This window comes from Snodgrassella alvi wkB2 (assembly GCF_000600005.1).
Lineage (GTDB): Bacteria > Pseudomonadota > Gammaproteobacteria > Burkholderiales > Neisseriaceae > Snodgrassella > Snodgrassella alvi.
Map to the genome: position 1 here is coordinate 1,280,308 of NZ_CP007446.1, position 22,692 is coordinate 1,302,999.

At 41.9% G+C, this 22,692-nt stretch carries 20 protein-coding genes; 2 read left to right on the forward strand and 18 right to left on the reverse strand.

Annotated elements, in window-relative coordinates; genetic code table 11:
- Positions 1-19: 19 nt before the first annotated feature.
- The 11 genes from SALWKB2_RS05890 to ubiA all read right to left on the reverse strand — a co-directional run bounded on the left by SALWKB2_RS05890 (position 20) and on the right by ubiA (position 9,359).
- Positions 20-826, reverse strand: a complete 807-nt coding sequence (locus SALWKB2_RS05890; protein WP_025330755.1) for a TrmH family RNA methyltransferase — start codon at positions 824-826, stop codon at positions 20-22.
- Positions 823-1,776, reverse strand: coding sequence for a tRNA dihydrouridine synthase (locus tag SALWKB2_RS05895; protein WP_038649502.1), 954 nt, complete (start codon positions 1,774-1,776; stop codon positions 823-825). Before SALWKB2_RS05895 ends, SALWKB2_RS05890 begins: the two co-directional genes overlap by 4 nt.
- A 150-nt stretch (positions 1,777-1,926) precedes the next feature.
- Positions 1,927-2,676, reverse strand: a complete 750-nt coding sequence (locus tag SALWKB2_RS05900) for a phosphate/phosphite/phosphonate ABC transporter substrate-binding protein (protein WP_025330757.1) — start codon at positions 2,674-2,676, stop codon at positions 1,927-1,929.
- Positions 2,673-3,164 (reverse strand): PAS domain-containing protein, encoded by a 492-nt coding sequence (locus tag SALWKB2_RS05905; protein ID WP_232332590.1) that lies wholly within the window; start codon positions 3,162-3,164, stop codon positions 2,673-2,675. Before SALWKB2_RS05905 ends, SALWKB2_RS05900 begins: the two co-directional genes overlap by 4 nt.
- Positions 3,165-3,402: 238 nt before the next feature.
- The gene (locus SALWKB2_RS05910; RefSeq protein ID WP_025330759.1) at positions 3,403-4,440 is read right to left on the reverse strand and encodes a pseudouridine synthase; all 1,038 of its coding nucleotides are present in this window, start codon (positions 4,438-4,440) and stop codon (positions 3,403-3,405) included.
- Between the two features lie 10 nt (positions 4,441-4,450).
- On the reverse strand, positions 4,451-5,041 hold the full coding sequence (gene scpB / locus SALWKB2_RS05915; protein WP_025330760.1) for an SMC-Scp complex subunit ScpB: 591 nt from the start codon (positions 5,039-5,041) through the stop codon (positions 4,451-4,453).
- A gap of 53 nt (positions 5,042-5,094) precedes the next feature.
- Complete coding sequence (gene ylqF, locus SALWKB2_RS05920) at positions 5,095-6,018, reverse strand: ribosome biogenesis GTPase YlqF (protein ID WP_038649505.1); 924 nt, start codon at positions 6,016-6,018, stop codon at positions 5,095-5,097.
- A gap of 89 nt (positions 6,019-6,107) precedes the next feature.
- On the reverse strand, positions 6,108-6,968 hold the full coding sequence (gene rapZ / locus SALWKB2_RS05925) for an RNase adapter RapZ (protein ID WP_025330761.1): 861 nt from the start codon (positions 6,966-6,968) through the stop codon (positions 6,108-6,110).
- Positions 6,949-7,911 (reverse strand): HPr(Ser) kinase/phosphatase, encoded by a 963-nt coding sequence (hprK, locus tag SALWKB2_RS05930; RefSeq protein WP_025330762.1) that lies wholly within the window; start codon positions 7,909-7,911, stop codon positions 6,949-6,951. The genes rapZ and hprK overlap by 20 nt, the downstream gene beginning before the upstream one ends.
- 12 nt (positions 7,912-7,923) lie before the next feature.
- On the reverse strand, positions 7,924-8,379 hold the full coding sequence (gene ptsN, locus SALWKB2_RS05935; protein WP_025330763.1) for a PTS IIA-like nitrogen regulatory protein PtsN: 456 nt from the start codon (positions 8,377-8,379) through the stop codon (positions 7,924-7,926).
- 149 nt (positions 8,380-8,528) lie between these two features.
- Positions 8,529-9,359, reverse strand: a complete 831-nt coding sequence (gene ubiA / locus SALWKB2_RS05940) for a 4-hydroxybenzoate octaprenyltransferase (RefSeq protein ID WP_025330764.1) — start codon at positions 9,357-9,359, stop codon at positions 8,529-8,531.
- 255 nt (positions 9,360-9,614) lie between these two features.
- Between ubiA and SALWKB2_RS05945 the strand changes: the two genes are divergently transcribed.
- Both SALWKB2_RS05945 and SALWKB2_RS05950 read left to right on the forward strand, forming a co-directional pair.
- Entirely contained in the window at positions 9,615-10,082 is a 468-nt protein-coding gene (locus SALWKB2_RS05945) for a SixA phosphatase family protein (RefSeq protein ID WP_025330765.1), read from the forward strand.
- Positions 10,083-10,120: 38 nt separating this feature from the next.
- Positions 10,121-10,477: a YkvA family protein gene (locus SALWKB2_RS05950; RefSeq protein WP_025330766.1), complete on the forward strand. Its 357-nt coding sequence runs from the start codon at positions 10,121-10,123 to the stop codon at positions 10,475-10,477.
- Positions 10,478-10,496: 19 nt separating this feature from the next.
- Here the strand turns inward: SALWKB2_RS05950 and SALWKB2_RS05955 are convergent, their stop codons facing one another.
- From SALWKB2_RS05955 to rbbA, 7 genes are all read right to left on the reverse strand, one after another.
- Entirely contained in the window at positions 10,497-11,222 is a 726-nt protein-coding gene (locus tag SALWKB2_RS05955; protein ID WP_025330767.1) for a glutamine amidotransferase-related protein, read from the reverse strand.
- Positions 11,223-11,405: 183 nt separating this feature from the next.
- The gene (locus SALWKB2_RS05960; protein ID WP_025330768.1) at positions 11,406-12,998 is read right to left on the reverse strand and encodes a bifunctional aspartate transaminase/aspartate 4-decarboxylase; all 1,593 of its coding nucleotides are present in this window, start codon (positions 12,996-12,998) and stop codon (positions 11,406-11,408) included.
- 30 nt (positions 12,999-13,028) lie between these two features.
- A complete protein-coding gene (aspT, locus tag SALWKB2_RS05965) occupies positions 13,029-14,729 on the reverse strand; it encodes an aspartate-alanine antiporter (protein ID WP_025330769.1) in 1,701 nt (566 codons plus the stop codon).
- A gap of 894 nt (positions 14,730-15,623) precedes the next feature.
- On the reverse strand, positions 15,624-17,180 hold the full coding sequence (locus tag SALWKB2_RS05970; RefSeq protein WP_025330770.1) for a patatin-like phospholipase family protein: 1,557 nt from the start codon (positions 17,178-17,180) through the stop codon (positions 15,624-15,626).
- Positions 17,181-17,230: 50 nt separating this feature from the next.
- Positions 17,231-18,727 (reverse strand): efflux transporter outer membrane subunit, encoded by a 1,497-nt coding sequence (locus SALWKB2_RS05975; RefSeq protein WP_038649516.1) that lies wholly within the window; start codon positions 18,725-18,727, stop codon positions 17,231-17,233.
- A 31-nt stretch (positions 18,728-18,758) separates the two neighbouring features.
- Positions 18,759-19,886 carry an ABC transporter permease gene (locus SALWKB2_RS05980; RefSeq protein ID WP_025330772.1) on the reverse strand — a complete coding sequence of 376 codons (1,128 nt, stop codon included), beginning with the start codon at positions 19,884-19,886 and terminating at the stop codon, positions 18,759-18,761.
- Positions 19,887-22,691 carry a ribosome-associated ATPase/putative transporter RbbA gene (rbbA, locus tag SALWKB2_RS05985; RefSeq protein ID WP_025330773.1) on the reverse strand — a complete coding sequence of 935 codons (2,805 nt, stop codon included), beginning with the start codon at positions 22,689-22,691 and terminating at the stop codon, positions 19,887-19,889.
- Position 22,692: the final 1 nt, after the last annotated feature.

Sequence of the window (22,692 nt, forward strand, 5' to 3'; positions counted from 1 at the left end):
AGACCTGAAAATAAAAATATTAATTGTTTGGTAGGGTGTTTACCAAAAGCCGCTGCCGCTGTTGTTCAAATAAACAAATAGTTGCAGCCATAGCCACGTTAAGTGATTCAGTCTGACCAGTCATGGGAATAATTACGCGTCTGGAAGCAGCTTGTAGCATTTTTGCACTCAGTCCGCTTCCTTCATTACCGAATATCCAGCCGGCAGGTTCGTTCAGATTTAATGTATAAAGACTATGAGACTCAGGGCTCAATACCGTAGCATACAACGGATAGGCATAATCTGTACACCAAGCTGTTAAATCAGAAACAGTCTGTATATTCAGATAGGCATGCGCGCCCATTGCTGCACGTAATACTTTAGGCGACCAGACATCAACACTATCTTTGCTCAGTACAATATTATGAACACCGGCAGCCAGAGCACTGCGTAAAATGGTACCGGTATTACCGGGATCCTGTACTCTTTCTAAAAGAATAACATCCTGAATATCTGATGCAGATACAACCTCCGGTAGCTTCACTATTGCTACAGGTTCTCTTGAATTAACTAAATCACTGATTTTATCCAGTAGATTGTTCGCAACCAGTACAACCTGATGTGCCGGAATTGTTGCAAGTAAATCAGAAATTTCCGGGTCATGAATACGCTGTTGCGGTAAATATAATGTCTGAATTAAATATCCAGCCTGAATGAATGTTTCAACCAGATGAACACCTTCCAGTACAGCAAGCTGATGCTGACGACGGTAATGAGACTGAGCAATTAATTTGGACAAATGCTTCAGTTCATTATTACTGGCAGATTGTATAATTTTATAACTCATACAATATTCTGGCTTTCTTCTAATTGCTGATTAAGAACCTGACTGATTTGATTAACGGCTGTTAAAGTACGCAGCTGGGTAAATAACTTTCCTGCTTCAGGGTAATTTAATTTAAGCATGCCCAGCCATTGCTTTAGTCTGGATACCGGATAAGCAGAACCCTTGGCGGCTTTATCACAGCAACTATTAAAAAAATCATCAATCCACGGCAGAATTTCTTGCCATGATAGAGCAGATATTATTTGCCCATGATTATAGGCAGCAATTTGCCGCGCCAGATCCGGACATTGAATTGCCCCGCGTCCCAGCATAACATCTGTACAATTACTAACAGCACGGATTTTCTGATAATCAGCCAGTGTAAATACATCACCATTAGCAATAACCGGAATACAAACTGTCTGATTAATACGTCCTATCCATTCCCAATGAGCGGGAGGCCGGTAACCTTCGATTTTTGTACGTGCATGTACTGTTAGCTGCTCTGCACCACCCTGTTCTATGGCCTGTGCACAATCTAGAGCCAGATCTTTATTTTCATAACCCAGACGCATTTTGGCACTCAGCATAATTTTATCTGGCAGGCTTTTGCGTACTTTGGCTACTATTTGTTCAATTTTATCTGGATACTGCAGGAGAACTGCACCACCCTGATGCTGGTTAACTGTAGGAGCCGGGCAACCAAAATTTAAATCAATATGTGTAGCCCCAAGTTCAACTACCTTTTGAGCATTCAGTGCCATATTTTCTGCATCGCTTCCTAATATCTGTACGGCTACAGCAGTACCAGCCTGAGTTTGATTATTATTTGTCAGTTCAGGCATATATTTCAGCCAGATAGAGCGACCATGAATGGTATGAGTTATGCGCACAAATTCAGTAACACAAACATCAAATCCGCCAATGCGTGTTAATAGATCGCGCATTGGCGCATCTATTAATCCCTGCATAGGCGCCAAAAATAATTTTGGTACAGTACTTTTAGTTTGCAAAATAATACAGCCCACACAAATTACAATTACTTAAATCAAAAAACAACGCAACTCGTTTTATAAACAAGTTGCGTCGACAATTATAAAATAAAATTGCTTTTAAAAGCTTTAATCGCGTAATGTTTCAATCAGATCGATTAATAATTCCACATCTTCTTTTTTCAATACTTCAAAGCCGTCATTTAAACCCAAGTCCTCCAGCAGCATTTCACCAGCCGGAGTATCATGCATAGTACTAAATGCATTCTGTAAGTTTTCCAGCATTTCTGCATTACGCGGATGCAATAAAATCAAATGATATAAATCATTGATTTTACTTTCAATTAAAAGATTTAAGCGACTTCGTGTAATAGCAGTCAATTTATGATAGGCAGAGGACATAAATAAACCAATATTACCCTGATTCTGTATCAGTCCGCGGGCAACAGCTGCGAAAGATTCACTTTTAATCCATGTTAAATCTTTTTCTTCTATATCTACGGCTTCCAACAGTCGCAAAGCAATTAGTTTAACATCGTAATTCTCGGTACACAGAATTGACATACCGGGCTTGATATCGGCAAGTGATTTGATCTCACTGTCTGCACTACTGGCAATAACCATCTCATCAAAACAATTGACAGGCTTTACTACCGGCAAATAACCAAGTTCGCGAATGAGCTTGGAAGCATTGAACGGATTAGCATAGATAATATCAACATTATCCTTATCAATTTCCTGCTGTTCTTCTTCAGCATTGCTGGCCATTGATAAATGCACCGGTGCATCAATCAGCCGTTGCAGGCGAGTATTAAGAAAATGCCATCCGGCATAGTATTCAGGAGGAAAATCTGGGGCAATTAAAAAATTGATAGTCATGAGTTACCCCGCTCTTCTTTCATGAGGCCTTCATATAATGCCTGCATTTCTAATACTTTACTGCGGGAAGGTTTGCGTCGTACAGAGGTATAACCTTCAATAACACCATCGCGGATATTGGGTACTATCGTAGCGTAAACCCAGTAAAAACCACCGTCTTTACGCAGGTTTTTTACATAGCCATGCCATTTTTTTCCTTGCTCTACAGTATCCCACAAATCTTTATAAGCTACTTTGGGCATATCAGGATGGCGTAAAATATAGTGCTCGGCACCCATCAGTTCATCGCGCGACCAGCCACTCATGTGTACAAATACTTCATTTGCATGAGTGATAATTCCCTTCAGATCTGTTCTGGAAGTAATCAGACAGCCATCAGGAAACTCTGTTTCTACATCAGTACAATATACCGTGCGTTTTACACCATCGTAATGTGTCAATTCAAATGTGCGGTGTTCGATTTCTGGCACTTTCATTGGTGAAATCATTATGACTCCATTTTCTTGAATGTGGACAACCAAGCAAATAATGCAAAAATTAATTTGCAATATATATTGCGCCGATTAGCAAAAGAACACAAAGCATTTAATCAGGTTGTGTAAAAAAAGACACTATTTATTGACACAAATCAATCAATATTCAACTTAATGTAAAAAAAAATATACACTGATTAATTAGATATAACATAAAGTAGAGCCATTTATCACCTCAAAAAAAGCTCTATATTTACCGTTTTTTTGAAGACTCAGACTGATATAAACCAGCCCATTTCATAATATTGGCTACTTCAAATTCATTTAGCTCGTAATACTGACCACGTTTCAGCCTATTTGGTAAAGCAATCGGTCCGAAACGCACGCGAACCAGACGGCTTACGGTCAGCCCCTGACTTTCAAATAAACGCCTTACCTCTCGGTTGCGACCCTCTTTAATGATGATGTTGTACCATTTATTTGCTCCCTCACCGCCCTGTTCCCACAGATGCTGAGCCTGAGCAATACCATCTTCCAGTTCGACACCATTGAGCAAACTCTGTTTCTGTTCTTCACTCAGTTCACCCAGAACACGAACAGCATATTCGCGTTCTACTTCAAAACTCGGATGAGCAAACCGGTTAACTAGTTCGCCGGAAGTGGTTAATATCAATAACCCGCATGTATTGATATCCAGACGACCAATAGCTACCCAGCGACTGCTGGCTGTCTGAGGCAAGCGGTCAAATACACTGACTCTTCCCTGCGGATCATCACGGCTGACAATTTCACCTTCTTGTTTGTAATAAACCATAATGCGCGGCAAACGATCCGGCCATTTGATATTAATAGCAGAACCGCGCACACTGACTTCATCATCCGGTGTGATTTTGTCTCCCAATTGAGCCACTTTACCATTAACACGTACCAGTCCCTGGCTAATCCACTGCTCCATTTCCCGTCTTGAACCGGCACCAGAAGCAGCAAGAGCTTTTTGCAGTCTCACAGGCTCCATTTTTTCCAGACTGATACGCTGGTCTTTCAGCATCCGTGCCCGTTGCTGAATTTCTTGATTAGGCGTACGCTGCACCAGTTTTTTGGCACGCTGTACTTTCGTTTTTGTATTAGCTGTAATTACAGAACTATCCGCTTTACCACCTGTATTATTTTGCTGTCTGAGAGCTGATTTGGTCTTATTGCCGGAGAGCCGCCCGGAAACATGTTTATTGCTTTTACTGGCTACTCCGTCGCGTATCTGACGTTTAGTTAATTTTTTCTTAGCTTGATTCATTCATATACTCCTATCTGTCTTCAGACAGTTCTTCTGCGGTAGACTGATCTACGGCAGGTTCATTTAAATCAGGTAATACAAGCTCACCCAATTCTGTTAATGGTGGTAACTGGCTTAAATCTTCCAGCTGTAAATCACTCAGAAAGCCAGCTGTGGTAGCCCATAAATTTGGCCTTCCCAGGCTATCACGCTGTCCGATAATTTCTATCCAGCCTCGATCCTGTAATGTTTGTAAAACATTACTTGAGACAGCAACACCACGGATAGCCTCAATATCACTTCGCGTTACCGGCTGCTGGTAGGCAATGATGGCCAATGTTTCCAGTACAGCACGGGAATAACGAGGGGTGCGCTGAACATCCAGACTGGCCAAACGGGGATAAGCAGCATGAGTAACCTGAAAGCGCCAGCCCTCAGCACTATGCACCAGATTAAGTGCCCTTTCCTGCCAGCGTATTTGCAGTGCTTCCAGTATGCTGGTTAACTCATCTGATGATAAAGGCGGATCAGTAAGCGCAGACAAAATTTTTTCACTTAATGCCTCACTTTGGGTCAGCAATGCAGCTTCAATTAATGCTTCGATAGAAACAGATTGATTCATAGTCATATATTTCTATACTTAAATTGAAATCCGTTTTAAATAATCTATAAAGATTAACCTTTGCGCGCAGCTTTTCTGGCTGCCCGTTCTGCCTTAAGCTGTGCTTCATGCTGCTGACCTTTTTTCAACCAAACTGCCCACTGATTGGGCGTTTCCAATGTAATACGCCCGATTAGTCCGTCACGAAAATCAGTCAGCAGGCGTTCAGCAGCTTTCTGGTAATCAATGCGCCCGCCACTTAATAATGCACCACGCTTTTTACCTACCCATTCTAACCATTGATCATCAAGCCAGTGCGAGCTTTCGCTCAAGTCGGCCTGATAGCGTTGCTGTAGTAATGGCAAATAATGCCGGCGCAGATAATCCAGTAATTCCAGTGCCACCACCTCTTCATCCAGGGCATTACGACCCACGGCACCACTGGCAGCTAAATTATAACCGGCCTCCTCAACTATAATTTTCGGCCATAACATTCCGGGCGTGTCGTATAACCAGAAATCATCAGCCAGTATCAGTCGCTGTTCAGCCTTAGTAATACCCGGCTCATTACCGGTTTTGGCACTGCGTTTACCTAGCATGCCATTAATCAGGGTAGATTTACCTACATTGGGAATACCGCAAATAAGCACTCTCAGCGGTCTGTCCAAACCGTGGCGGTTAGGAACCAGTGCGCGGCTGGCCGCAATAATTCTGTTAGCAGCCTGCTTTTCTGATGCATCCAGTGCCAAGACATTAGTATTAGGCTGGGAACGGTAATCAGCCAACCACAACTCTGTGCGCTCGGGATCAGCTAAGTCCTGCTTGTTCAGAATTTTTAATTTTGGTTTATTTCCGGACAGTTTTGCCAGCAAAGGATTGGCACTGGAAGCAGGCAGGCGGGCATCCAGTACTTCAATTACCATATCCACGCTCTTTATCCGTTCGGCAATGACTTTTTTGGCTTTGTTCATATGCCCGGGGTACCACTGAATAGCCATAAACTGTCCTTGTCTGAAATCAAAAATATCAAAACTGAAAACATTCAGGCAGCCTGACATCAGGCTGCCTGAATAACGCATAATGCGTATTATACCGTTTTTTCAGAATGATTACTTAATTCTAACTGTCTGTGCCGAATCAATACTGAATAAGCATTTAACCTATTTGCCAGTGCTTCTACAATATAGACAGAACGATGCTGACCCCCAGTACAGCCGATGCCAATATTAACATAACTGCGACTTTCTTTTTCCATGTGCGGTAACCAGCGCAATAGAAAACCGGATAAATCATCTATCATTTCTGCCATAACCGGCTGTCCAGAAAAAAATGTCTTTACAGGTTCATCCAGACCACTATACGGACGTAAGTGGAAATCATAATAGGGATTAGGTAAAAAACGCACATCAAAAACGAAATCAAGACCGGCAGGTACACCAAATTTATAACCAAAAGACTCCAGAACAACACGCATTGGCGCTACCGGCAAGTGCAACCATTGCTGAATCTGACGGCGCAATTGCGGTACATTCAGTAATGAGGTGTCAATTACATAAGCATGGCTTTGCAAAGTGGACATGTATTGCTGTTCAGCAGAAACACTCTCACTTAATGTTTTATGTTCCCGTGCCAATGGATGGCTGCGGCGTGTTTCTGAAAACCGGCGCAGTAAAACGGCTACAGAAGAAGTCAAAAACAGCAAATCTACCTGATGTCCCAGAGTACGTAACTGTGTGACCAGTTCCAATACATCTGCAGGGTTGAAGCGTGAACGGATATCTACGCTTACGCCAAGTTGCGCTACATGACTGGCTGCATAGTGCTCAATCAGACCGGGCAACAGCTTTACCGGTAAATTATCAACACAGACAAAGCCGACATCTTCCAGTAAACGTAAAGCAATAGATTTTCCAGAACCGGATAATCCGCTAATCAATACTATCCTCATGATTCACCGCATCCTCTTTCAGCATTGAATTATGACGATCCAGAAATTGCTTGGTACTGTCCTGACCACGCATTTGTAAAATAAAATTACTCACAGCAGCCTCTACCAATACAGCCAGATTTCGACCCACTGCTACCGGCAAAGTAACACTGCGAATAGATACATTGAGAATGCTTTCAGTTTCACTTTTTATACTCAGACGGTCAATCCTTTGCATATGGGTATCATCGGCCAGTACCAGATTGATTATTAGCTGTAACTGCTTTTTGGGTCGTACAGCAGTTTCACCGAAAATTGCCCGTATATTCAAAACACCAAGACCGCGCACTTCAAGAAAATCTTTCAGCATAGCCGGACAGCGGCCTTCAAGTGTTTCCGGCCCGATACGGTATAACTCCACCGCATCATCTGCCACCAGACCATGTCCGCGTGATATCAGCTCCAGAGCCAGTTCGCTTTTACCCAGACCTGACTGACCGGTTATCAGCACACCAACTTCAAATACATCCAGAAATACGCCGTATTTAACTGTAGAAGCTGCCAGCACTCTCTGCAGATAAATTCGCAAAACATCCATCAGAAAAGGGCTTTCTGTTTTAGATGTCAGCAAAGGTACATTATGCGTATGACAATAATCACGCAACATATAGGGCACAGGTAAATCATTTGCGACTATGATCAGTGACATAGTCAAATCAAACAATTCATTAAGCGTGGTTTTGATTTCACCCGCTTCAATTTTATTCAGATACTCGACTTCTGCAATCCCGATTACCTGTACCTGATTGGGATGAATAAAATTCAGATGTCCTACCAGCGCCAGTACCGGCTTATCGGCGTCAATACTGATACGGTTATCCGCACCGGCTGTGCCGGCAGACCATGCAAGTTTCAGTTTTGTCTGATTGTCATGATATAAGCGCCGTACCGAAATACTGGGCATAGTAATGTTTCCTTATACCTGTTCTGCTATCAGTATTTCACGCACACTTTCGGCACTGGTAGCAGACAATAATGCATTGCGTACAGATTTTTGTGAAAATTTTCCGGCCAGTTCTGATAAAACATTCAAATGCTTGGTTGATGCATTTTCCGGTACCAATAGTATAAATACCAGACTGACGGGTTGCTCATCCGGAGCATCAAATGCGATGGGTGTCTGCAGACGGAAAAACGCACCTACCGTATCTTTCACTGCACCGGTACGCCCGTGCGGAATGGCCACACCCTTACCTAGTGCGGTTGAGCCCAGCTTTTCGCGTGCAAACAAACAATTAAAAACATCTTCCTGCGACAAACCTGCCTCTTCGGATAATAATTGACCGGCTTCTTCAAACAGACGTTTCTTACTACTTACATTTAAATCAAGAACCACATGTGAAACCGGTAAAATATCCCCAATTAAACTCATGCTCATATTCAATTCCTATCAAACTGCACTGTACAGCCGGCTAATCCGAAAAGGGGACTAATTTACTTTGCTGATTCAGATGCAATTTATTTCAATACAATCAAATTACAAAATTATCTCTTATTTCTACCTGATAATGCTTTCATTGTTCATGATTTGCCTATCCAGTAATGCAGAAGCAATCCAATAAACAGGATAAGACCAATCCGGTTATTACGAACAAACATGGTAAAGCATATTTTGCGGTCTCTCGTACGAATATTGAGCCACTGACAATACTGCAAAACAGATACAATTACCAGTGCCAGCCAGTACCAGATAGTGGCGTGAATCTGCCAGCCAGCCAGAATCATCAGCAGATCAAACCCTGCATGACACAACATAACAGCAGTAATATCGTGATTACCAAAAGTAATTGCAGATGTATGAATGCCTATTTTTAAATCATCTTCCTTGTCTGCCATGGCGTATATAGTGTCATAAGCTAAAGTCCACAATATATTGGCAACCAGCAAAATCCACGCAATCATCGGCACATGATTAGTTATCGCTGCAAACGCCATAGGTATCCCAAACGAAAATGCCAGACCAAGATATAACTGCGGTAATGGAAAAAAACGTTTAGTAAACGGATATGTCATGGCTAGAAATAGTGCGGGAATACTCATCAGCCAGGTAAGTCGATTCATAGGCAGCAAACAGAATGCAGATAAAATACACAATAGTAATGTCAGTATGAGCGCTTCTTTTTTACTTACCTTTTTTAAAGCAAAAGGTCGCTGACAGGTACGATCAACAGCACCGTCAAAATCGCGGTCAGCATAATCATTAATCACGCAACCGGCACTACGCATTAAAAAAGTGCCGATTGTAAACAACAGCACGATTAACCAGTCCGGATATCCGTCTGCAGCAATCCATAAAGCCCACCAGGTTGGCCATAACAGCAATAACGTACCAATCGGCCGGTCTATACGCATTAACTGTGTATAGACTTGAAAGCGCTCAGCCAACTGCCCGTTTTTTTTATCTTGCAGTTTCCTTTCTACAAAAAATCGATTCACACCTGTCTTTCAATGTTAATGCATGATTAAAAAATACAAAGATAGCCTCTGCCACATTGCCAGAACACTACTGATGCTACTACTATCAGAAAGAAGTCGGCAAACCAAATAATTGTAGCATAAGCATAACAGCTAACTGCACTCTGAAACCATAATCCAAAGGAGTAAGATATGGATTTAATTTTATGGCGTCATGCCGAGGCTGAAGACAGCCGCAATGATATGGCACGAAGATTAACAATTAAAGGTCAGCAGCAGGCAAAGTCCAGTGCTCAATGGTTGCATCAGCATTTACCGGATAACTTTCAAGTTTTCTGCTCAGAAGCAGTAAGAGCACAGCAAACTGCAGAATTTCTTAAACAGCCTTTGACTATTAATAAATTACTGAATCCTAACAGCCATCCGCTTAATCTCGCTACTTTTCTGCAACAGCAAAACGCTGCTTCTTCTGCACAGATATGGGTAGGTCATCAACCCTGGATAGGTCAATTCTGCGCTTATTTGCTCAACGGCATCTGGTTACCGCAGCAATTCTGGTCAGTGAAAAAATCAGCTTTTTGGTGGTTTGATATCCGTTTTTATCAACAGCGCCATCAGGCACGGCTAAAAGTCGTTCTTTCACCCGCTGCTTTAAAATAAACCATACAGATATAATCTGCAAATGAAAGCATATAGCGATGAGTTGGTTACATAAAAATGTCAATATCGGACATAATCAGTTCAATGAAAAAAGCTTTTTCACAAAGCTTAGTAAAAATGCCTTAATTCTGGGTAAACCCGTAATGGTGCAGCTATACACCTTATATCTGCTTTTTAAATCAGCAGAAACACCGCTACGCAGTAAAATGCTGATATTGGGTGCCCTGCTCTATTTTCTCAGTCCTATAGATCTGATTCCGGATTTACTCGGACCAATAGGATTTACTGATGATATTGCGGTTATTACCATGGTATGCAGACAACTGCAAAAAACCATCACACCGGCACTTAAAGCTCAGGCTGAAACAGCTGTTTCCCGATTCTTTCACCGTTAAATCATACCTTCCTGCTAAGCTATTCAATATTATTTTGATATAGCCGCATCAGTTTATCCATAAAAATAAAAAGCTGCTGGTTCATAAAAGAATAATCAAAATATCTGATTTCCTCTGCTGACTGAATAAAAGGATAATCAGCTGCTTTCTCTAATTCAGATGCAGAAGCTGCAATTAATTTATCAATAGCTTTTGCATTCAGCTCCAGATGACACTGAAAACCGTATACCAACGGTGCATAACGGATAATCTGACGCGGACAACCTTTACTATAGGCAAGCACTTGTGCCTGTTCGGTCAGACCCGGCATATCACCATGCCAATGTGCCACTAGCATTTCTTTATCAAAATGAGAGATAAGTTCATCCTCCATACCTGCTTGAGTTAGATAAATTGGAAAATAACCAATTTCTTTATTAGGACTGTGTTCATACATTCCGTTTAAAGCCTGCCCGATTAATTGGGCACCTAAACAAATACCAAGCACAGCCTTACCATTATTAATGGCACTGAGAATCAGACTTTGCTCTGCATTAGTATCAAAATAAGAGCATTCCTCAATTGTCGTAACTGGTGATTGCGGTCCCCCCATAATAACCAGCATATCGAAACCAGCTGCAGATTCGGGTAATTTGTCGCCAAGATAAACGCGTGAATGCGAAATCTGATAATCTCTACTGATTGCCCATTCTTCACAAGCTGCAGCTTCTTCATAATCCTGATGAATAATAAAATGTACCCGCAATTTTATTCTCCTCATATACAATAAAATCAGAATGAACCGGTTAAACTATACGGTTTTTTCAGGTAGATATCCAATTATAAAAGGATCTCTATTTATCAGATTTTTGATTTACGATATAGCCAAAGCAAATATAATAGCGCCGCACAAACAGTGCGGCGCTGATTTAAGCTAGGGTAAAATTAATTACTTGCTGGCTTTAAATTCTTCATGATATTCACAAGCCAGTTTATGCAGAGATGCACCAATAGCTTTGTACTGATATTCATTCAGATTGGCTAATGAAACACGACCGGATGGGTGACGTACGGCAAAACCTTTACCCGGTAACAATACTACGCCGGATTCATCCGCAATTCTGAACAGCAGTTCATTCGGATTTTTGGTTTTAACAACCCATTCAGCAAACTCATCACCATATAGCTGACGTGCAGTGTCTTCCATATCAACCAAAGTGTAGTAATCCACACTGTTTTCATTAAACTCATGTTTAATGCCCAGCTGTTTGTACATGGCAGCACTGCGGTTGCGAATCAGAGCCATCAGAGCATCTTTATACTGTTTCTTGGTATCCATCATTTCGGCCAGAGAGAACAGTACCATCTGCACCTGTTGTGGTGTAGACAAACCAGCTGTGTGGTTCAGAGCAACAGCACGGCTGTCAGCAACCATACGGTCGATCAGTTTCAGTTTTTCCGGTTCCGGAGTAATAGACAGATAACGTTTGTGCAATACCTGACGTTCTTCTTCAGGCAGCTCAGCAATTTTCTTGTCCAGTACATTTTCTTTGGCCATGGCAATGACACCCAAGCGCCAGCCGGTAGCACCAAAGTATTTAGAGAAAGAGTACACTAAAATAGTGTTGTACGGGCACAGAGTAAACAGAGATTCAAAGTTCTCAGCAAATGTACCGTATACATCATCAGTCAGAATAATCAGGTCAGGACGTTTTTTCACAATGTCAGCAATAATCTGCAGACTGCGGTCGTCCATTTTCACTGAAGGCGGATTGGATGGGTTAACCAGATAGAATGCCTTGATTGAAGGATCTTCCAGTTTGCGCAATTCACTTTCAGGATACTGCCAGTCCAGTTTCGGATCAGCATTGATCAGAACTTCTTCCAATTCATAATCGTTCAGTTCAGGAATTTCCAGATATGGTGTGAAAATTGGTGCGCCCAGAGCAATTTTATCGCCATGACGAATCAGACCATTCTGTTTCAGAGAACTGAAAATGTATGCCATAGCAGCAGTACCACCTTCAGTTGCAAACAGATCGATATCATCATTAGACATCGTTTTAGCACCCATTTCTTCCAGAATATAGGTTTTAACGATTTCTTCAGACAAGCGCAGCATACGGTCAGGTACAGGATAATTGCAACCCAGAATACCTTCAGTCATTTCCAGCAGGAACTGATGCTGATTGTAGCCAAGCTGGTCACGTACATAGGACATGGCTTTGCTCAGAAAATCAACACCCGGTTTGTGGCGGTTACGACGGATAAAGTCGTCAAAGCGTGCCATCAGATCATCTTTAAACGGCATGCCGCCAATATTCTGATCCAGGAAAGAGAAAGAAATTTCAGACTCTTCTGCAGCAAACAAACCTAATTCAAAAAAGGCATTGCGGGGTAAAGTAGCTAAAAAGTTAGGGTTACCACGACCGGCGTTCAGCATCATCCGATCGTTGCGGCTCTGTGCCAGATCAATCAAGTGATTTTTCAACTCAAACGGGCTTAAATTAGCATATTTTTCAAAATCATGTTTTGAAGTCATAATAGTTTCCTCAAGAAGTTAAAGCACATATCAAACAAGAGCCACAATCAACGGACCTAACAATGTCAGGAACACATTGGCTAATGCATATGTAACGGCAAATGGAGTAGTCGGAATTGCATTGCCTGCTTTATCCAGAACTTCACCAAATGCAGGATTGGCACTGCGTGAACCGGCCAAGGCACCTGCAAATACAGCTGCATTGTCATAACGGAGCACATAGCGACCAAAGAAAATAGCCAGAATCATCGGAACCAGAGTAACAACCACACCGATCAGGAACAGAGTCAGACCATGTTCTTTAATAGTGGTAATTGCTTGTAAACCTGATTGCAGACCCACAACAGATACGAAACCGGCCAGACCGAAGTCCTTCATGAACTGAGAAGCCGCAGCAGGCATATTGCCGAATGTCTGTTTACGGGCACGCAGCCAGCCAAAGAAAAGACCGGATAACAATGCACCACCACCGGCACCAAGCGTAATCGGAATATTGCCGATACGAATTACTACCCAGCCGATAATCAGACCAAGTACTACACCCATACCGTGATAAGCCCAGTCAGTTTTACTATTAACCGTAATAGGTGCACCGATAATATGTACAACACGGTTAATATCACTAGTAGAACCGTAAATGGTCATTACATCGCCCAGCTTGAACTCTGTATCAGGTGTCAGATCCACTTTTTCACCATTGCGATGCAGTTCAATCAGATAGATACCATGCTGAATTTCAAAATCTTTATCGCTCATATGAACTTTGGAACGAATTTCAGCCATGGTTTTATTCGCATACTCAGGGTTGCGGAAAACCACATTTTTGGTATCAACAATGACTTCCAGACCCGGCTCGGCATCCAGTTCGCGGCCGAATAAAGTGCTGACAGAAGTTACAGCTTCACGACGACCAACAATCAGGATGATGTCTTCCCGTTTCAGAATCGTAGACGGAGTGCAGTCAATCAGATTACCGTGACGTTTAATGCGTTCGATCGTAATACCCAGATTCTCTAATTCAATATCTTTAATAGATTTCTGAATATCATGTTCAACCACATAGATACGTCCCACCATCTGCGTAATTGCCATCCCCTGATTACCTTCCAGTGCCATAGCACCTTTCAGTTGTTCAGCTTCAGCAGCTACCGCATCATCACGAATATCCTTACCCATGATTTTCGGTAACACATTCATACAAATTATGATTGCGCCAAGAGAACCAAAGATATATGTCACCGCATAACCAATAGCTACATTAGCCTGTAACTGCTGTAACTGATCGGCAGGCAGACCCATATGTGTCAGAGCATCAGCAGCCGTACCCAGAATTGCAGACTGGGTTAAACCACCGGCAGCCAGACCAGCGGCCAGACCTTTATCCAGATGGAACAGGCGTGCCATAATCATTACCGTAATAAAGCCGGTAATGGCGATAAACAATGCCAGAAAAATTTCACGCAGAGTTTTTACACCCAGTGAACGGAAAAACTGAGGACCGCTTTCATAACCCACAGCGTAAATAAATAAAGTAAACAGCAATGCTTTAAGACCAGAATCAATGTGAACATTGAGCAGGCTCAAAACCACTGCCACCAGCAGGGAACCGGCAACCCCGCCGAGCTGGAACTTACCGAAGCGTATATTGCCCAGCAAATAACCCAGACTTAACGACAGAAACATCAGAATAACCGGTGATTCCTGAATATTAGTCAATACCCAATTCAACATATGTCTACCTTCTCCTGAAAGAACGTAGGCTAGTGTGCGCTCGTGCGCTTTTAATTTTTGTCTAAATATTCATATGTACGAAAATTAATGATAATTTTGGTATTTTGTTAACAACATTGGCATTTAATTAATCCAATTAATCACGTTTAATTACTATGTAAGAATAATTTCACATTCATGCGCCAATCCTGTTTTTTGCTTTTTTCAACTGATTTCAAAGAGAAAAGTTAAGATTTTGTTCAGAATTTTTTATTAATATATTAATGTAATTTAGAACTATAATATCTATATTAAATAAAATTCATTAAATAATCTGTTATTCTTATATCTTAATAGCCAATAAAATAATTTATTTCTAATTGAATATATTTAATCAGAATGCATATTTAATTATTAAACTATATAAACTATTTTTCAATACGATTGATAATCTCTAACATATTGAAATGATAATAAGAATCCTGTTTAACAACTCCGCTGAACAGTCAGATTTCTGTTGCCATTTCACAACAAATCATCTATTTTTTCAAAAAAAAATGATATTAAAATTAACATAAATTACTAATTAAAATATTCATTCCAAATTATAACTAATTAAAACCATTTAACTACATAAAGTTTACATAATTATTTTTTGATTTCTCAAACTTGAATTCAGGCAGATGGATTTATTGATAAGGGTTTACTTCATCGACATTTATACCAATAATTCTTTAATATTTAAAATAAATCAATTCAGACAAGAATTTTAGCCTGACATATACACGCTATATCTGATAAGAGTCTGAGTATTTCCAGAAATGAATATAAAAAAAGCCTGAATAATTTTCTTTCAGGCTTTTTTCAAACAATCAAACAGATAAAAGTATCTGCTTCACTATACAATAAAATTTTTCAGCGTAATAAAGGTAATGATTCAGTATTGATAAAATTAACCACATTACTCAAATTATTTTGAGGATTATCTTCTGCATTCGGTTGATCTGTAGCATCTGCTGAATCATCACCATCATCAGATTCTTCATCATATAAACTAAATGCCTTTGTTTCAGTATCGGATGAATCTACACCAATATCTTTAATCAGCCGATGATATTCGGCAGACTGGGCTAATAGCTCTTTCGCAGCTTTACGCAAATTATTCACTTCACTGCGTGCCAGATAAAACGTGGTTGGTATATGAATTACTTTATCCCTTAAAGGGGAAGAAGGTAAATCCAGTAAATTCACACTTATATAATATACCCGCGGTGTACCCTCACTGCGATTTTCATTCCACCAGTCTACATATTTCTGAAATTGATGCTGAGTATCTTCTGAATACTTCTCAATCGGGATACTGGTTAAAGCTCTCACTACTTCAGTAGTTCCGGGAACACTGGCGCTACTGTCAATTTCATTTTTGCGCTGTGTCTGGGCGTTGACATTAATAATGATAATTTTATGAATATTCGCTGATTCCAGCTGGTCATACAAAGTTTTATTACTATATAACTCAGTTGTGTCCAGCAAACTGCGTAATCCGAGATTATCCGTTAATCCACCATCCAGTAAATGAATATAAGGTCTTTTCTGACTATCCTGATATTGCTTGAGATTATTACGATAAGCTGTGCGTGTCTGAGCACGGAAAGCTGTCGTGCCGGTAGCATCAGCATTATTACTATCAACCAGATTATCCGGTAACTGATAATGGCAATTACCGCCATTGTTATTCAGAGTTACCGGTGCAAAAACCAGCGGCACAGCACTGGATGCCGCTACGGCACGGGAAATGGGTAATTTAGTTAAATCAATGCAGAGTAAATCAAAATACTCCTGCGTAAAATCCAGCCGGCTGCCTAAACTCATATCAGTAGCACTAATTACCACAAACGGCCCCTTACGTTTATTATTTAAATCCTCATAAGTAGCGCCATGATATAAATGTAAATCCAGCTGTTCCTGTAACAAATCACCGCGGCCAAATTCCGGTGAAGCCAGCCGCGACCAGTTAGCCATCGAAAAAACCTGACCAACTAACATTTTCTGCAAATTTAAATTGAGAAAATTTTGCTCAAATTTCGGTATTGTATCGGCTCCGTGTAATCCAAAATAAGTAGCTAAAACTGATCCTCCGGATATACCATAAACCACATCAACCGTATCAAGCAGACTTACCTGTTTACCGTCTATTTTTACTTGCTGCTTTTTCAAAGATTCCAGAACCCCATAACCAAACGCAGCTGCACGGGTTCCGCCACCGGAAAGCATCACAATACCGATTACATCGTCTATTTTCTTCTCATCATTGTTTAACAATGCATGTTGTAAACGATAACCTTCCTGTTCATCAATATGATCAATTGTGTCTATAGGCTGATATTGCAGTGTAGAACAGGCACTCAGACTCAATACGGCAATCAGTATCAGCAGGTACCATCTAACAGATCTCGTAATACTTAGCGGCATTACAGCTCCCGGAGCAGAAAATATCAGGATACCTGATATATTTTGATTAATTAATAATTGCTATTATCATGTAATCTATCAGTAATCTGCCAGCCTCCGCCTAATGCCTTATACAGATTAACCAGATTACGTGCCTCTTCCAGTTTGCCCTGAATTTGCTGATCATCCAAATCTTCTGCATTCAGGCGTGCCCGTAAACTGCGGTCCAGGGTCATATCGCCATAGCGAAACAGTTTTTCAGCCGCACCGGCCTGACTGGCAGCCTGCATTTGAGCCTGATGCATTAACCGGTTTTGTTTATTCAGACTAAACTGCATCTGATATGCGCTATCTACTTCAGCCAGAGCCTGTAAAATCATCTGGTCATATCCGGCAATAGCTGCCTGTAACTGAGCATCAGCCCGCTCAATATTATGTTTGATTCTGCCTGCAGTAAACACAGGAATAGTCATACTTGCATTCAGCAAACCGGCCGTATTTTTTAAATATGAAGTACTGCTGTCTAAATGTATTTGTCCGGTCTGCCATAAAAAATTAAGCGAAAATCTTGGCAGACGATCAGCTTTAGCACTGGCTAAACCGGCACTCATCGCTTTCACCAGATTTTCCTGAGTACGGATATCCGGTCTCCGGGTAATGATATCCAGTGGAACCTGTCCCGCCGGAGCAGAAGGTAAATGCTGAAAAATATCCAAAGACGCAGGCGCAACCACAAATCCTTGCGAAGGCTGACCAGTCAATACTGCTATATTGCGCTGATAAACATCAGCCTGTGCCTGATAAGTAGCAATTTTTGCCTGCATAGCTGAAAGTTTTGCCGCAACTTCTTTTACATCATAAGCGGATACCTGACCTGCACGAAAACGCCCTTCCGTATATCGCTGCAATTGCTTAAGAGTAGCAACACTGTGCTCTCCTACTTTTACTCGTTGCTGCATCGCACGCATTTTCAGATAATTATCGGTAATTTCACTGCCAAGCATCATCTGCGCACCATGCCAACGTTCTGTTTCACTCAGGCTTAGATAATGCATTTCATCAGCATCACTGCGCTTCTGCCCGAATACATCCGGCTCCCAGCTGGCTGTAAAACCTGCCTGAACGGTATTACCATGAGCATGCTGGCGATTATTACCCAGCGGCGAACCAGATGCCTGCAAGTAATCCTTTGCATTACCAATGGCCGGTAAGTTTAAATCTTTAAGTGAATTATCACCATTGTAACGATGTAAACCTCCGCTACTTTCCACACCTGCCTGCGGTCCTAAATCAGACTCAGCCATAGCGGCACTGGCTCGTGCTGCAAGCATATTTGCTTTCATTTTGGCCAGATTCCGGTTATTTTTTAATCCGGTTTCGATTAACTCATTCAGTACCGGATCCGGCCAGCTTTGCCACCAGCGGCTGATATCAGCTGAGCCGCGTGCTGCCGCATTCTGATCAAACTGCTGTGGCATTCCGACAGTAGATTTCACCTGAATATCAGTTCTGCTGCAACCTGCCGCCAATCCTAAAGCCAATAATACAGACAACCATATTTTATTCATCACCATACTTCCCTAAAATCCGGTGTAAGCATCAGGAATGCTGTGCCAGCATGCCACGAAATCGCGATAGCGCCAGAGCCAGAAACAACACACCCATTATGCTCATCATCAAAATTTTCGGCCAGACAATATCCAGACCGGCATTGCGAAAGAGCACATCCTGACTAAACTGAGTAAATTGAGTTTCCGGTGAAAACCAAGTTATATACTGAAAAACTGCCGGCATACTTTCCAATGGCGATTCAGAGCCTGAAAGTAAACGCATTACCACATAAATCGGCAAACATAACAAACCAAACTGGGGCATAGTAGGAGCCAGCGTTGCAAACCAGATACCCAGAGACGCCACAGAAAACAAATAAATAAACATGCCCATACTAAATAAAAATATTGAGCCGTTTATTGGGATATGCAGCCAGCCCTGAATAACCAGCCATAAAGACAGCAGAGAAGCTACTGAGATAACCGCACCATTAGCAAAAATCTTGGCCATCACAATTTCACTGGGTCGTACCGGCATAACCAGCAACTGTTCTATCGTACCATGCTCTTTCTCACGGATTACCGCAGCACCGACCAGAATAATTGCCAGTAAAGTCAGATTAGACACCACATTCATCGTAGCGATAAACCATGAGGATTCACCATTGGGATTAAACTGAATATTTAACACCGGCGTAACCGGAGATAACTTCACTGCAGACTGCTGATGTAAAAAAGAACGTGTCTGTGCATCAATTATCTGGCTTAAATAATTAAAACCTATACCAGCCTGAGTTACTGACGTTGCATCAGCCAGCACCTGAATGGCAGGAGACCGTCCTGCCACCACATCGCGTTCAAAATTAGCCGGAATATCCAGTACAAAGACATAATCGCCTTTATCCATAGCCGCATCAATTTCTTCACGCTTTACTTCTACCGGCGGTTTAAAATAAGGTTCCAGCAAAGAATCACGAATTTGGTAAGACAAAGCACTGTGATCAGCATCCATAATGGCAACTGAAGCATGGCGCACTTCGGTAGTAATACTGGTTGCAACTGAGTAAATGGCTAAAGACAGCACGACCACCATTAATGCAATTAAAACCACATCACTCAGCAGACTTTTCAGCTCCTTTACACTCAGCACCCATACATTTTTAAACCATTGCAGCATCTATACCTCCTGCTTTTTCAGCAAGCAGCCGGCCAGAAAAACGTATACCAGACAAAATACCATTAATATCAAGTAATAGTTAATAAAGTCCAGAAAGCCTAAGCCTTTAGTAAAACCGCCTAAACTGATTAACTGATACCATGCAGTCGGGAAGCTCCAGCCAAACCAATAATTAACCCCGCTGAGTGTAGACAGCGGATACAGCAGACCGGAAAAATTCAGCGCCGGAATTAATGATAAGATTGCCGAACCGAAAATGGCAGCCACCTGCGACTTTACAAAGCTGGAAATCAATAAACCGAAAGCTGTCGCTGCAAATATCAATGCCAGCGCACCCAGACTCATCGCCAGAAAACTGCCACGCACCGGCACACCCAATGCCACTACGGCCAGCCATACGAGAATCAGATAGCTGAGAAAAGAAACAAAAACATATGGAAGCTGTTTACCAATCAGAAACTGTCTAACCGATGCGGGGGAAGTATACAAATTAGTAATTGAACCGATTTCCCGTTCTCTCACTACCCCGAGAGCCGTCATCATTACCGGTATCAGCATCATTGCCATCATAATCATACCGGGGGTGATTGCAAAAATACTTTTAAAATCCTGATTATAAACATAGCGTGGCGCAATTTGCGCAGCCGGCTTAAGAGAGATTGGCAAACCTGTTTCAGTCCATTTCATCGCAGTATAGTTATTTAGTGTCGATAAAATAAAACTTTTAATATTTTCTGCCATAAACGGCATCGTACCATCAACATAAAAGCCCACTTCCGGCTTATTACCACGCAACAGATCACGACCAAAATGCGGCGGGATATCAATCACCATTCTGGCATTGGAAACCTTAAGCGTATTATCAATCTCAGCAGCACTGTGAAGATTGCCGGTGAAAGTAAAATAACGTGAACCTTGAAATTGCTCAATCAAAGCACGACTTTCTACCGTCTGGTCTCGATCTATTACCGCAAATTTCACATGCTCAACATCAAAAGATACTGACCATGCAGCCATCATCATTAACACTACCGGTCCGAACAGAGCAAAGAATAAACGAATCTTATCCCGCAGTAATTCCTTGCCTTCGCGTACAGCAAATGTCCATATAGTCTGTAGCCAGTAAGCCAGGCTATCAACATCCGTTGTTTTACCCGAAGATTGACCAAATCCGCTTTCATGCGCGGTGTTTTGGGTTTCTTTTGTATCAGAAGCAGATACCTGAGATTTAGGCTGATTTTTATCTACAGCCTCCTGTAAATAATCAATAAATGCGGTTTCAAGATCATCTGTATCCTTACTTTCACACAGTTCTTCTGGTGTTCCGATAGCCAGAACCCGCCCCTGATGCATGAATGATATCCGGTCACAGCGCTCCGCTTCATTCATGAAATGCGTAGAGACAAAAATAGTAGTGCGATGATTTCGCGACAAATTTAGCAGATGATGCCAGAACATATCTCTGGCCACCGGATCAACCCCGGATGTCGGCTCATCCAGAATTAATACCTGAGGATGATGCAGACAGGCTGCTGCCAGCTGCAAACGCTGTCTGATACCCAGCGGCATTTCACTAGGCTGAATGTCTGCAAATTCAAGCAGATCAAATTCCTGTAAAGACTGCTGAACAGAAGAATCAATCTGGGCAGCATCCATACGGTATAATCGGGCTGAAAGTACCAGATTCTGTCGTACCGTTAACTCTTCATATAAAGAAAACGACTGCGACATATAACCGATTTTCATCCGAGTCGTCATATCATTGGCATTAACCGTATGACCTAACAGCTCAGCAGAACCGGAGCTGGCATCCAGCAGCCCCGTCAGCATTTTCATGGTTGTTGATTTACCACAGCCATTCGAACCAAGAAAACCAAAAATTTCGCCCCGCTCAATCCTGAAACTAACATTATTAACGGCAATAAAATCACCAAAACGTTTGGTTAAATCCTTTGCCTCAATCGCCGGTGGAGAATCTTTATCAGGAACAAACGGCGTTAGTTGCAGACTGCCCGATTTATTCTGCTTATTTTCAGGCAAAAGTTTGACATAAGCCTGTTCCAGCGTATCCGTATGAGTATCATCCAAAACCTGCTGAGTGGGCGCATTGACAATCAGATGACCATTATCCATTGCCAGCAGATATTCAAAGCGTTTCGCTTCATCAAAATATGCCGTGGCTACAATCACCGTCATATCCGGGTTCTCTGTCCGCAATTCATCAATCAACTGCCAGAACTGCCGACGGGATAACGGATCCACTCCGGTAGTTGGTTCATCCAGAATCAGTAATTCCGGATTGTGCACTAGTGCACAGCATAAACTTAATTTCTGTTTCATGCCTCCGGAAAGCTTACCTGCCGGCCGGTCAGCAAAAGGTGATAATCCTGTCGCCTGCAACAAACGCGCAATACGTTCGTGACGCATACGTCCATGTAAGCCGAATAAACGAGCATGAAAATCAACATTTTCATTAACCGACAAAGTAGGATAAAGATTCTGACCAAGCCCTTGCGGCATGAACGCAATCCGATGGCTTAGCGACTGCCGGCTATGCTTGTCCGCCATACTGTCGCCAAATACCAGTATCTCGCCCTGCTGAATAATTTTTACACCGGCAATCAAAGACAGCAAAGTAGACTTACCTACCCCGTCCGGACCAATCAGACCCACCGTTGCACAGCGCCGGATTTGCAATGATACATCCTGCAATGCCTTCGTCTGACGGTACTGATGAAAAACATGGCGTAAATCTACAGCCCATTCTTCTTCTGTTACAGCCTGCGCTTTGGCCGTACTATCCATA